At 29.0% G+C, this 14236-nt stretch carries 11 protein-coding genes; 1 reads left to right on the plus strand and 10 read right to left on the minus strand.

Features of this window, described 5'->3' with window-relative positions; all coding sequences use genetic code 11:
* Window positions 1–158 precede the first annotated feature (158 nt).
* The 7 genes from CNEONATNEC86_RS18100 to aroF all read right to left on the minus strand — a co-directional run bounded on the left by CNEONATNEC86_RS18100 (window position 159) and on the right by aroF (window position 8059).
* The gene (locus tag CNEONATNEC86_RS18100) at window positions 159–668 is read right to left on the minus strand and encodes a shikimate kinase (RefSeq protein ID WP_394372120.1); all 510 of its coding nucleotides are present in this window, start codon (window positions 666–668) and stop codon (window positions 159–161) included.
* Window positions 669–798: 130 nt separating this feature from the next.
* Window positions 799–1608 carry a shikimate dehydrogenase gene (aroE, locus tag CNEONATNEC86_RS18105; protein ID WP_159136531.1) on the minus strand — a complete coding sequence of 270 codons (810 nt, stop codon included), beginning with the start codon at window positions 1606–1608 and terminating at the stop codon, window positions 799–801.
* Window positions 1609–2043: 435 nt separating this feature from the next.
* Window positions 2044–3189 carry a prephenate dehydratase gene (pheA, locus tag CNEONATNEC86_RS18110; RefSeq protein WP_159136532.1) on the minus strand — a complete coding sequence of 382 codons (1146 nt, stop codon included), beginning with the start codon at window positions 3187–3189 and terminating at the stop codon, window positions 2044–2046.
* A 15-nt stretch (window positions 3190–3204) separates the two neighbouring features.
* Window positions 3205–4278: a chorismate synthase gene (aroC, locus tag CNEONATNEC86_RS18115; protein WP_058296552.1), complete on the minus strand. Its 1074-nt coding sequence runs from the start codon at window positions 4276–4278 to the stop codon at window positions 3205–3207.
* Window positions 4256–5560 carry a 3-phosphoshikimate 1-carboxyvinyltransferase gene (gene aroA, locus CNEONATNEC86_RS18120; protein ID WP_058296553.1) on the minus strand — a complete coding sequence of 435 codons (1305 nt, stop codon included), beginning with the start codon at window positions 5558–5560 and terminating at the stop codon, window positions 4256–4258. Before aroA ends, aroC begins: the two co-directional genes overlap by 23 nt.
* Before the next feature lie 177 nt (window positions 5561–5737).
* The gene (gene aroB, locus CNEONATNEC86_RS18125; protein ID WP_058296554.1) at window positions 5738–6790 is read right to left on the minus strand and encodes a 3-dehydroquinate synthase; all 1053 of its coding nucleotides are present in this window, start codon (window positions 6788–6790) and stop codon (window positions 5738–5740) included.
* 255 nt (window positions 6791–7045) lie between these two features.
* Window positions 7046–8059: a 3-deoxy-7-phosphoheptulonate synthase gene (aroF, locus tag CNEONATNEC86_RS18130; protein ID WP_058296555.1), complete on the minus strand. Its 1014-nt coding sequence runs from the start codon at window positions 8057–8059 to the stop codon at window positions 7046–7048.
* Window positions 8060–8571: 512 nt separating this feature from the next.
* Here aroF and CNEONATNEC86_RS18135 point away from each other — a divergent pair.
* On the plus strand, window positions 8572–10989 hold the full coding sequence (locus tag CNEONATNEC86_RS18135) for a GxGYxYP domain-containing protein (RefSeq protein ID WP_159136533.1): 2418 nt from the start codon (window positions 8572–8574) through the stop codon (window positions 10987–10989).
* A 260-nt stretch (window positions 10990–11249) separates the two neighbouring features.
* Here the strand turns inward: CNEONATNEC86_RS18135 and CNEONATNEC86_RS18140 are convergent, their stop codons facing one another.
* The 3 genes from CNEONATNEC86_RS18140 to CNEONATNEC86_RS18150 all read right to left on the minus strand — a co-directional run bounded on the left by CNEONATNEC86_RS18140 (window position 11250) and on the right by CNEONATNEC86_RS18150 (window position 14227).
* Entirely contained in the window at window positions 11250–12299 is a 1050-nt protein-coding gene (locus tag CNEONATNEC86_RS18140; RefSeq protein WP_058296557.1) for a LacI family DNA-binding transcriptional regulator, read from the minus strand.
* A gap of 177 nt (window positions 12300–12476) precedes the next feature.
* Window positions 12477–12791, minus strand: coding sequence for a PTS sugar transporter subunit IIA (locus tag CNEONATNEC86_RS18145; RefSeq protein WP_058296558.1), 315 nt, complete (start codon window positions 12789–12791; stop codon window positions 12477–12479).
* A 92-nt stretch (window positions 12792–12883) separates the two neighbouring features.
* A complete protein-coding gene (locus CNEONATNEC86_RS18150; protein ID WP_058296559.1) occupies window positions 12884–14227 on the minus strand; it encodes a PTS sugar transporter subunit IIC in 1344 nt (447 codons plus the stop codon).
* Between the last annotated feature and the right edge of the window lie 9 nt (window positions 14228–14236).

Here is a 14236-nt window from a genome sequence, read left to right on the forward strand (position 1 = left end):
ACCCCCTTTTATCAATTCACAATTCACAATTCATTTACTAATTCACAATTCATGACTCACAATTAAATTTTTTTAATTCATAATTTTCTTCTTAAATATAGAGAAATTAAAAAATGTAAGTCATAATTTTCAATTATCTATTTATTGTGAGCTCTCAGCTATAAATTATTATAAATATCAATAATTTTATTTTTTGTATCTTCTATATTTTTATTATTTACTACTATTTCATCTGCATAATTTTTGTAAAGTAAATATCTTTCCTCATATAGTTTCAATACTTTTTCTTTTCCTTCTTTCAAAAGCGGCCTTTTAGAAATATCCACATCTCCAATAATATCATCAACAGATCTATCAATAAAAATAACAATACCATTTTCCTTTAGAAAATCAATATTTTCTTTTCTTTTTATTACTCCTCCGCCTGTAGATATGATTACATTTTTGTTTTTAGAAAGTTCTTCACATGCTAAGCTTTCTATATCTCTAAAATAATTTTCCCCTTTTTCAAATAATTCACTTATTTTTTTGTCTGTTTTTCTTTCTATATAATTGTCCATATCATAGAATTCCATAGATAATTCTTTATTTAGGATTTTCCCAAGTGTTGTTTTACCACATCCTGGCATGCCTATAAGAACTATATTTTTCCCCATACTACACCCCATATCAATTATGATTTATCAATGCTCAATTACCAATTAATGTTGAAATTCTTTGAGAATTTCTATAAATATATTTCAAATTTTGCGTTGCAAAATTACCCTTCATTGATCATTAAGAATTGAAAATTGATCATTATAAAACTTTATCTATATACGAATATACTTCATCAAGCACTTTATCATCTATTTTTCTATCCTGCCAAAATTCTTCTGATTTTATTGCTTGACCAACAAGCATTTCTAATCCACCACATATCTTTTTATTTAGATTTTCTCCAATTTCTAAAAACTTAGTTTTTCTTGGATTGTATATTATATCAATTAAAACTTTAAAATTATCTATGATATTTTCTGATACTGGACTCGCATCTATATTAGGATACATTCCAACTGGAGTGGTATTTACAATGATATCACCTTTTACATGCTTTATTTCTTCATATGTAATATATTCAACTCTAGAATCATCATAAGAAGACACAACATTTTTACTTCTTGAAACTAAATATAATTTTGAAACATTATTATCCAAAAGATAAGTCACTACAGCCTTTGATGCGCCACCTGTTCCAAGTACCATAGCCACCTTATCATTAATCTCAACCTTATTTCTATTTATGATAGTTCCAAAACCATAGTAATCTGTATTATATCCATAAAGCTTATTATCCTTTAATAATATAGTATTTACAGAATCAATTTTTTTTGCTTCATCTGCTATAAAATCTAAATAGGGCATGATATCTCTTTTATATGGAATTGTTACATTAACACCTTTTATCTTTAAAGTTTTTATTGAATCTGCAACCTTGCCTAAATCTTCTTTAGAAACTTCAAATTTCTTATATGCTCCTTCTATATTCATAATAGAAAAAACTTTATGATGAATTTCAGGCGACACACTATGACCTAGCTTTTCTCCTAATAATCCATAAAACTCCATTTTCAACACCACCTTTTTCAATTCGCAATTCACGATTCAAAATTCACAATTACTTTGACTGTTGACTGTAATTTTTGCCTTTATTCATGTCAAGTGATTTTTTATTTATTTTAGATTTACAAATTTTTATTTTTTCTTTTGACTTTATCTATATATAAAGTCAAACTCATAGATCTGAGTTATAAGATTCAAAAGATTATAAATACCAAAGCGGATAAAAATTGTATAACATTTTTTTATGCAATACTATATTTAAAGAAAATCTGTAAGATTTTCCTCCTTTTATAAAGTTAAACGCATAGATTTGAGTTGTAAAATCTAAAATATTATATATACCAAAGCGGATAAAAATTGTGCAACAATTTTTTATGCAATACTAAATTCAAAGAAAAGCCTCTGGCTTTTCATCCTTAATTGTAAATCGTGCATTGTGCATTATGAATTGCTCAAATATCCTCCAAGCAATTTAAAATATGAGCTTTTCTCATTAATACTCTTTAATGCCTTTTGGACTTTAACATCACCAAGGTTTCCTTCGAAATCAACATACAAGAAATATTTCCATACGCCACTTTCCATTGGTCTAGACTCTATCTTAATCATATTTATCTGATTTTCTGCAAGATGTCTAACTAATTCATATAGTGTACCTGCTTTATGTTCCATTGAAAATACAACGCTTATTTTATTACATTCTGAATCGGATTCAATTTTCTTTGATATAATTATAAATCTTGTTGTATTTTCACTATTATTATTTATCTTCTCTTTTATTATATTAAGTCCATATATCTTAGCTGCTCTTTCACCTGTTATTGCTGCTTTTGTTGGATCCTTTAGATCTTTTACAAGTTTTGCACTAACTGATGTGCTATGAAACGGTATAAGTTTCCACTCGGGATAATTCTTTAAAAATTCTGTACTTTGCTGGAAAGGTTGTTCATGTGAATAAACTTCTTTTATTTCTTCTATTTTAGTTCCTTCAATTCCAACCAAATGCTCATTTATCTTTACACATTCTTCACCTACAATATAAAAATCATATTTATATAGTAAATCATAAACTTTTGAAATGGCACCAGTTGATGAATTTTCTATTGGGACTACTCCATAATCTATCTCTTCTTTTTCCACAGCTTCAAATACTTCTTCAAATTCATTATATGATTTTGCATCTTCTCTTTCACCGAAATGATTAATCATTGCCTCTTCTGAGAACGAGCCTATAGCTCCAAAGAATCCTACTCTACAATTTTCTTTTTTGTGTTTATATATGTTATGTTTAGAAAAAATTTTATCAATATTAGACTTTTCTTTCATCTTTTTATGTTCAAGATCTTTAGCTATATTCATCATATTAATGAAGAAAGCTTTTAGCTCATCTGCATATTCTTTATTTTCAAGATATCCAATATTCTTTTTTAAAACTTCTCCTTCTCTTGACTTATTTAAAACTGGAAGATTATTAGCTTTTTTATATTCTCCAACCTTCATTACAACATTCATTCTTTCTTCAAAGAGCTCTGTCATCTTCTGGTCTATTTCATCTATTTTCTTTCTATAATCATCTAAATCTGACATTCTGAACCTCCAATATTAAAGTATTAAGTCAAGTATTCCAATTGCAGTAGCGGCTTCAATTACAGGAACTGCTCTTTGTACTATACATGGATCATGTCTTCCGTGTATTTCAAGTTCAGCATCTTTCTTTTCATCTATATTTATTGTTCTTTGCTTTTTAGCTATTGATGCTGTTGGTTTTATTCCCACCTTAAATAATATTGGCATTCCATTAGTAATTCCACCTGTAATTCCACCATTATTATTTGTATAAGTTTTTACTTTATCACCATCATAATAGTATTCATCATTGCAATCAGAGCCTCTAAGTTTAGTCATTTCAAAACCTTTGCCAAATTCTATTCCTTTAACTGCTGGAACTGAAAACATTAAATGTGCTAAAGTGGATTCCACTGAATCAAAAAATGGATTTCCAATACCAGGATTCATCCCAAGAACAGTACATTCAATTGTTCCTCCAACTGAATCTAAATCTGTTTTTGCTTTCAGTACAGTTTCTCTCATAAGAGCTTCTTTATCTGAAAATAATAATGGAAGTTCCTTTGTTTTCAAATTATCTAATAACTCTTTAGTTAATTCTACTTCACTAAAACTTTTATCTTCAACTTCTCCAATACTTTTTACATGTGATCCTATAAATATTCCATGACTTTCTAATATTTGCTTACATATAGCTCCTGCAAATACAAGTGGTGCTGTTATTCTTCCAGAAAAATGTCCACCGCCTCTGTAATCATTAAATCCATTATATCTTATATTTCCTGGGTAATCCGCATGACCTGGTCTCATTAAATCTTTTAATTTTCCATAATCTTTAGAATGCTGATCGCCGTTTCTAATTATAGCGCAAAGTGGTGTTCCTGTTGTTTTTCCTTCAAAATATCCACTTAATATTTCCGGTGAATCTGTTTCTCTTCTTGCTGTAGAAAGCTTACTCTTTCCTGGTGCACGTCTTGCCATTTCCTTAAGAATTTCATTCATGTTTATTTCAAATCCTGAAGGAAGTCCATCTATTGTAATTCCAATTCCTACACCATGTGATTCACCAAATATTGAAACTTTTAATTTATTTCCCCACATTCCACTCATCAACTATACCTCCTAAACATTTAAAATCATCCCAAAACATAGGATAAGATTTTGAAACGCATTCGTAATCTTTTATTACAATCGGCTCATCACATACAGTGGATGCTATTGCAAGTGTCATTGCAATTCTGTGATCCTTATGACTCCAAACTTCAACTCCACCTTTAAGCTTTTTAACACCTTCTATTATGAGTCCATCTTCTTTTTCTGTGATTTTAGCACCTAACTTATTAAGTTCAGAAGTTACTGCTGCTAATCTGTCACATTCTTTAATTCTTAATCTTCCTGCATTTACAACTTCGCATGATCCTTCACATAAGCATGCCACGAGTGATACTACTGGAATTATATCAGGACATTGTGAGCCATCTATAATAGTAGATTTTAAATTTTCAGGTGCTTTTCCTAAGAAACCATTATCTTTAGGAGTAATCTTGACTCCCATTCTTTCTAATATATCTATTACTTCTTTATCACCTTGAAGTGAATCTAATTTTAAATCTTCTGCTATAACTTCATTTGAAAGTGCATCAGCACAAAGGAAAAATGCTGCTTGTGAATAATCTCCTTCAACTCTGTAATCTCTGCTTACATAAGTTTGATTTCCTTTTATAATAAATTCTCTATAATCATTATTTATAATTTTAATTCCAAAATCCTTCATAGCACTTAATGTTAAATCTATGTAACCTTTAGATTCCATTTCTGTTGTTATTATAATTTTAGAATCACCCTCTAATAAAGGAAGCGTAAACAACAATCCTGTTATAAATTGTGAACTTATATTACCTTTTACCTTAAATTCCCCAGCTTTTAATTTACCTTCAGTAACTAAATCCAATATTCCTTCCTTATAAGTATATTTAATTCCTTGTTCATCAAATATATTATAATACGTATCTAGTGGTCTTTTTCCAAGATTTCCTCTTCCTATAAATCTATTAGCCCCATCAAAAATTGCAGCTATTGGAACTAAAAATCTAAGTGTAGAACCAGATTCATTACAATCTATGATTCTCTCAGAATCTATATCTTTACATTTATTATCTGGAGATTTTATTCCTATAACTTCAAGATAATAATCTTTCTTATTAATTATTGCCCCAAGAGATTTCATAGCATCAATAGTTGCAATGATATCATCTGAATAATCAATATTAGTAAGCTTGCTTAATCCATTACTAAGTGCTGCACAAATTACTGCCCTATGTGCCATGCTCTTAGAAGGTGGTATTTTTACTTTGCCTTTTAACTTGTTTGGATAAACTTTATAATTCCCCATTGCTAACCGCCTTTCAATTATCAACTATCAATTATCAATGATCAATTAATTTAGAAAACCATAGGTTGTCTAAAAATACTATAATAAAAAGCATATTGCTTTTTTCAATTCATTAATCATTGAGCATTGAACATTGAGAATTTTTAATATATTTCCTTAAATTTTTCATACAATAATTTATCTAAAGAAATCTACTGTAGTCTTTTCCAAATATGCTTCTCCCATTGTTTTAATTAAAACAACTTTAAGAACATTATCTATATTCTTTTTATCTAAAGATATTGTGTCTAATATATCTGAACTTTCTTTTATTGGTGCCTCATATGGAAGTCCATATTGAATTAATATTTCTTTAATATCTTCTGCAACTCCGCTTTCTGTAAGGCCTTTTGCTTCTGCTATCTTACTTATTTCATACATTCCTATAGCAACGGCTTCCCCATGAGTAAACTTGCTATAATTGTAGTAAGTTTCTACTGCATGGCCTAATGTATGTCCAAAATTTAATAACATTCTCTCCCCAGTATCTTTTTCATCATTTTCCACAACACATCTTTTTATATCACAACAAGTGTGTATAATTTTCTCTATGTTGTTCATAACTTCCTCTTTTGTTTTTAAATCTTTTAAGAAATAGAAAAATTCTCTGTCTTTTATACATCCATATTTAATTACTTCTGCCATACCATCTTTGAAAAATCTATCACTTAAAGTCTTTAAAACATTTGGATCTATTAAAACTAATTTAGGATGATAAAAGCTTCCAACTAGGTTTTTTCCTTTTTCTAGATCTACAGCAACTTTTCCTCCTACACTACTATCAACCTGAGCAAGCAGCGAAGTTGGCATCTGAACAAAAGCCACACCTCTTAAAAATGTTGAAGCAACAAATCCCCCAAGATCTCCAATAACTCCACCACCAAGAGTAATTATCAAATCACTTCTTGTTAGTTTAAAATCTAAAAGTTCGTTATATACAGAAGGAAGCGTATTAAAAGACTTAGTCTCCTCTCCTGGTTCTAAAGCCATTAATCTAACATTATAACCTTCTTTTATTAAGCACTCTTTAACTTTATCTCCATAATAAGAAGCAACATTTTTATCACTTAATATGAATATCTTTTTACCTTTAAAAACCTTCTTAATTTCTATACCCGTTTCGTCAATTAGTCCTTTTTTAATTATAATTGGATAGCTTCTTTCACCTAGGTTAACTACTAAGTCTTCCATTTTTACACTCCCCTTATTTTAAAATACTACTTATTCTTGATTATTGATTTTATTTTCTAGTCTAATTATCTAATATGCAAGAATATATATTCCTGTATTCTCATATTCTTGAGTTCTAAAATATATATTCTTATATTTCTAAGAATATATATTTTATATTTCTAAGCTCAATTCTTCGCTAAGAGCTATTTAAAGAACATATCTACCTAAAGGTAGATATGGGCTATATCTCTAAGCTCAATTCTTCGCTAAGAGCTATATGCCTCTTCCAACAGCAGTTGCAATTGGCTTTAATTCTTCAACTAATTTTTCAAATTTTGATGGCTTAATAGATTGAGCTCCATCACATAAAGCATTTTCCGGATCATTATGAACTTCTATAATAAGTCCGTCTGCTCCTACTGCTACTGCTGCTTTAGCTAACGGTTCTACCATCCAATACTTGCCTGTCGCATGACTTGGATCAACGATTATTGGTAAGTGACTTAATTTTTTAACTGCTGGAATAGCACTTAAATCCAATGTGTTTCTTGTGTAAGTTTCATATGTTCTTATTCCTCTTTCACAAAGAATTACATTTTCATTTCCTTCTGACATAATGTATTCAGCAGACATTAGCCACTCTTCTATTGTAGCAGATAATCCTCTTTTTAAAAGAATTGGCTTATTAGTTTTTCCAAGTTCTTTAAGTAAATCGAAATTTTGCATATTTCTTGCACCAACTTGAATTACATCAACATCTTCAACGAATTTTTCTATATCATATGGAGACATAAGCTCTGTAACTATCGGAAGTCCAGTCTTTTCTCTTGCTTCTTTTAATAACTCTAGCCCTTCATATTTTAATCCTTGGAATGCATATGGAGAAGTTCTTGGCTTAAATGCTCCTCCTCTTAAGAAATTAGCCCCCATTTTCTTAACATCTTGTGCAATTCCTACAATTTGCTCTTCTGTTTCAACTGAACAAGGTCCAGCTATCATAGCTAATTTTTTTCCTCCAATTTGAACTCCATTAACATCAACTATTGTATTTTCTGGATGAAACACTCTATTTGCTTTTTTGAATGGTTCTTGTACCTTCATTACTCTATCAACTATCGGATTTGCTTCAATATTTAAAGGATCAATTTTGCTTGTATCCCCAACCAATCCTAAAATTTTAATTTCTTTACCTTGGACCGGACTTATTGTAACACCCTTTGCTTCAATTTGTTTTATTAATCTTTCTACGTCTTGTTCACTTGCTTTTTGTTTTAATATTACTACCATTTATTTTGCCCCCTTGCAATTATTGTTATTAATTATAAAAAAATAGAGCTCATTATATTAATGAGCTCTATAATATATCAAAAAATATTAATTTCATTTATCAAAAAACTTTATAAAGACTAAGCACTCATTAAAAAGGTTTTATTCAGTTTTTTGCAAAATAAATAGCCAGCGCTAAAATAAAAGCCCCAGATTATAAAGTAAAAAAAGCTATAAAATTTTTGCATAACTGTTATTTTATTTCCCTTTTTCATGCTTTTGGTTTCCCTTCAATATATTTTCTTGTTATCATTATAACAAACCCTCATACTTTGTCAATGTTTATTAATAATTTTTTGTTTTTTTATTGTGTTATATAACATTTCAATAATGCTAAAAAATCAATTACATTATTAATCAAATATTCCATTATAATTTCAATTAAAATTACTGTCCCTCTATCATTTTTTGAATAAGCCTCTAAAATTAACAAAACCTATATATTATTAATATTAATTTAGGAGGTAGTCTTTATGAAAAGTTTCAGTAAAAAATTTTTCATCCTAATATTTACTTTACTTTATACAATTACTTTTATACCTTATCCAGCACAAGCTTCTACTTCTAAAGATATCCATATTATTCAGGACTCTGAATCAATCTCAGACTTACCACAACATTTTCGTAAAACTAATAATATAAACGATATAGCTAAACTAAAATCTCTAAATTTAATTGGTATGGATAAACTAAATATTTCAGGAAGCGGACAATTTACTGAATTTAATCTTCCATTAATACAAAAAGAAATAGGTAATGACTTTTCTATAATTGATGTAGATTTGAGAGAGGAATCTCATGGATTCATAAATGGTATTGCTATTAGCTTTGCTAACTCAAAAAATAATGCTAATAAAGGATTAAGCTATGACGATATTATTGCTACAGAAAATAAAAATTTAAGTTCTATAAAGATTAATGAGCCATTAACTATTTTCAATACTAATAAAACAATTACTCCAATTAGGGTGGAAAATGAGAATCAGCTTGTTACAAATAAAAATATCTCATACCTAAGAATTCCTGTAACAGATGGGGAGTTACCTAATGATGATATGGTTAAATATTTTATTGATTTTGTTAACAATCAGCCTGAAAATACCTGGCTGCATTTCCACTGCAAAGCTGGTGCAGGAAGAACTACAACATTTATGATAATGTATGACATAATTAAAAATTGTAATCAAGTAAATTTAAATGATATTATTGCACGTCAAGTTCTACTATCTAGAATTCGATCTAGAAATGCTGTAGACTTTTTTATAGGCAAAAGATATAAATTTCTTAAAGATTTTTATAATGACTGCAAAAATAATTGTTTAGAAACATGTTCTCTAAATATGACTAATGATTGTATTAATCCAATTAATGAAAATAGTGATATTTATATAAAAAATTCTATAATTCCAAAAACACTTTATATAATTGATGAAAATAATATGACTAAAGCTGAGCAAACTATGATATCAACACTCCAGGGACTTATTGCTTCAAAAACTGACACGCAGATTTATGTTTTGACTTCCAGCGAACCAGACTATAAAATCTGGCTTAATGATTTGAAAAATGATTATAAAATTAAATATAAAATAATAAAAAATCCTTGGAAATTAGTAATGAAATTTAAATCTTACGTTAATGGTTATGTATTATATAGTACTTCAAACCCATCTTCAATTAATAATGCTTGCACACTTGCTTCTTTAGAAGACTCCCTTGCTATTGATGAGTCTATAGAATTGATCTTAAATAATCATGGAATTAATAACTTAGTTAAAGATTGCAGAGATACAGATAAATATTGGGCCTACAACACTCTTTGGAATTCTGGATTAAATCACTCCACAGTAATAGAATTATCGCCAGACAAATATGTCCCTTTAAGAGATTATGCAATGATATCTAAATCTTTAATTTTCTATGAAGATGATGTAACTGATTATGATTTAAGAGAAAAAATATTTAGTTCAATGGATGATAATGGACATATTCTAGGCTGGGGGCCTGATGAACATGGTAATGTTTCACTTGCTTCAAAATATGGCGTAAATATGGTTGCTTCCGATTGGTCTTATAATCTTTCTGTTTTAAGCTCTTTTCCACTTAAATCTCAAACACAAAAGGCTAAAGCAGATATTGAAAAAGATGGTTTTCATTATGTAACATTCATTATGTCTGATGGAGATAATGCACAATGGCTTCTTGGAAGTAATTATAGTAATAAAAATTGGTTTGGTTCTCCATATAGAGGCAGATTCAATTTAGGATGGTCTCTAAATCCTTCTCTATATTATCTAGCTCCTACTGTTTTTAATAAATACTATGAAAACGCGTCATCTAAAGAATATAATGATAATTTTGTAGTTGCTCCTTCTGGGAATGGCTATATATACCCAAGTAAATTTCCATCTGATGAACTAGATAATTACACTAAAATACTAAACGATTATATGGCAAAAGTTGATCAACATAATGTATTAATTCTTGATGATGAAGCCTTTTATAGAAAAGATTTGTGGGATAAATACACATCTCATACTAATATAGAAGGCCTTCTTTATCTTAATTATGATAAAAACAACAGTTATGAAGGGCAAATAATATGGTCAAATAATAAACCAGTAGTTTCTTGTAGGGATTTACTTTGGTCCGGATTAGAAGATGAAAATCAGCTTATTTCTAATATAAATAATCGAATTAGTTCTGGTTATACTAGAATAAATGATCCTAATTCTTATACATTTGTTTATGTTCATATTTGGAGTAATACTATGGATAATGTTTATGATGTAGTTAATAAGCTAAATAAAAATCCAAAGGTAAAAATCGTAACTCCTGATAATTTTATGAGATTAATTCAAAGGAACTTGGCTGAAAGCCAGCCTTTCTAAATATAATACTAATACTTAAACATATTAGAACTTGAACTGTAAGCAACTTATCAAGAACATTATCAATATCTAATCCTAAATATCTAAATTCTACTTTTTGCAACTTACCAACATACTTTAATAAATCTATATTCAAATTCATCACTGCAATTATTTATCTTAATGCTTGAATTTCCTTTTTATATTCACATAATATCTAAATCAAATCATCTGAAGGGAGGATATTCCTATAGAATATATTTTATCAGGAATTTACTTGATTACTTATTCAAAATTTCACAGCTCTTTCTTTCAACTAAAGTAACTGGTATTACATAATTAGCTGAAAATTTCACATCTTTTTCTATAGATGTAATAATCGACTTTGTTGCTATATCTGCCATTTCTACTAACTCCATTTTTATTGAAGTAAGTGGTGGGTTAAAATATTTTGATGCCTCAATATCATCAAATCCTATAACAGAAATATCCTCTGGCACTTTGAGTCCTTCTTCTCTTATGGCCTTGACTGCACCAAATGCTATTTTGTCATTACTAGCGAAAATAGCTGTAAACTTAATGTTTCTACTTAATAATTTCTTAGTAGCATCATATCCACCTTTTTCAACAAATTCACTATTTATGATTAAGTTCTTATTCACTTTTATTCTAGAATCTTCTAGTGCCTTTTTATATCCTCTAATTCTGTCATTGGAAGAAAATTTAGCTGTACCTCCTGTGATATGTGCTATTTGTGTATGATTCATATCTATAAGATATTTTGTAGCATTATAGGCACCATTGTAGTTGTCAGCATTTACTATCATGCACTTGTTGTATACAGCATCATCAGGTTTAATTGACTGATCAACTAATACAACCTTATAACCTCTATAAATTATTGTTTTTATTGATTCATCATCATCATTCTGCCCTATGAAAATACCTCCGGAAATAGTCTTGTTATAAAAACACTCTTTAATTTTCTCGTAACCTTCAACAGTATGTATTATATGAACAAGAACTGTATATCCCATTTCACTGGCAGTTTCTATTACTGAACTAGTAAATTCTAAATAATATGGACTTTTTGTAATTCTACTTTTAAGCCCATCTTCTTTATGTACCAAATCTATAATAAATAAACCGATGACTCTGTTTTTACTTCCAGCAAGCATTCTTGCTGAAGCATGTGGTACATAATCATATTCCTTAATCACCTTTAAGACTTTTTCTCTTGTTTCTTCCGGAACATTTGAATAATTATTTATAACTCTAGATACAGTACTACGTGATACTCCTGCAAGTTTTGCAATTTCACTGCTATTCATAAAAACTTATCCCCCTATTACTCATAAACTCGTGTTTCTACTATAATACTATATTATCTACTTTTGTTTTTCAATATTTTTATTATTTATAAACATAAAGAATTACCTATATTCTAAACACTTTTTCTGCATTTATATATAGGTATCCTTATAAATATATATATTTATTTATTTAACTTATTTATCATTTAACTGCTTGAACATTTCTATCATTTCTTCAATTAATGATTTAATTGTCTCAGCTGCCATCATTTGATCTTCTGCATGCATTATTATTAATGAAAATTCAACTTTTTCTCCAGCTGCTTCTTTTTGTATCAATGAAGTATGTGCATGATGTCCTTTTACAAGACATTCAGATGCTTCATTCATCTTCTTTTCTGCTTCATCATACTTTCCTTCTCTGACATCTCTTAATGCCTCAACAGCTAATGATTTTGCCATTCCAACATTACTAATTATATCAAAAGCTATTAATTCAATTCCTTCCATTTGTAAATCTCCTCTTCTCAATCCATAAACTTTTTAATTTATTATCCTGATGCAATACAATTCTTTAACATACTCCATCAGCAGTTATATTATTAGATTGATTCTGCTATTTCATTTTCTGCTTCAACAATTGCAGCTTTATTTGCTGCTATTACAAAAGGTGCATATATTAATACACTCACTGCAAGACATATGAATCCTACAATTAATGCTGTGATATTTCCACCTGTTCCTAAGAAAGGCATTAATGGTCCTGGAGTTGTCCAAGGAATACCAATTACTACTGGTGGCATAATCTTAAGAACCATAACTGCTATATAACCAATCATTATATTTACAATTGGTGTTAATATAAATGGAATTATATAAATTGGATTTAAAACTATTGGTAAACCGAATATAACCATTTCATTTATATTGAATATTCCTGGTGCTAAAGAAAGTTTAGCTATACTCTTTGATTCCTTTGTTTTACAGAATATTAACATAGCTATAATTAAACCTAATGTACATCCTGAACCTCCATATTCAGAGAAAGCACTTGCTAAACCACTGTATGTTATTGGATAAGGAGCCCCCCATGCAGTAGCGTGATTAGCAACGTATAAAAGGTTTGCATTACCTGCTTCTGAGAACATAGTATCTCTTATTGCTGCTATAGTATTTGGTCCATGTATCCCCATAACCCAAAGTGATTGAGATAAGAATGATAATATAAGTACTGAGAATATGCTTTGACTCATTTTAGTTAATGGAGTTTGGATTATGTTGTAGATTAATTCATGTAATCCACCTGGCGCAACCATCTTAACAAAGTAGTTAATAACTGAGAAGAATATAGTTGTAATAATAATTGGTAGCAATACCTTGAATGATCTTGCAACTGCTGGTGGTACTTGTTCTGGCATTTTAATTTCTAATTTATCAGAATTTGATAATCTAGACATTAATTCACCAACTAATAAGCCAACTAAGATTGCTACAAATAATCCCTGAGCACCTGTATATCTAGTTGTAAGATAATTTACGCCTTCATTGCTAAAATAATCAGGATAGATTATAAAGTAAACAGAAATTCCTGTTAATCCGGTCAATAAATCATCACCCTTAAGTGATTTTGCAAGGTTTCTGGCTATTAAAAATACTATTAGTATTGAGAAAATATCAGCTGAACCTTTAACAACTGGAGCAAATACAGACTGGAATTTAACTATGCCAGGACATATTTTGCCAAATTGTAATATTTTAAACATAAATCCATCTGCTGATAAGAAAACATTATTAAGTAATACCATTAAAGATCCTGCCATAGTTAATGGGAATGATAATATAAAGGCATCTCTTACTGCGCATACATGTCTCTGTGCATTTAATTTTGAAGCTATAGGTACTAATATTTTTTCAATAGAACCTTGAAATTTTTCCATAAAACTCATTGTATTCAA

Source organism: Clostridium neonatale, assembly GCF_900465025.1.
GTDB lineage: Bacteria > Bacillota > Clostridia > Clostridiales > Clostridiaceae > Clostridium > Clostridium neonatale.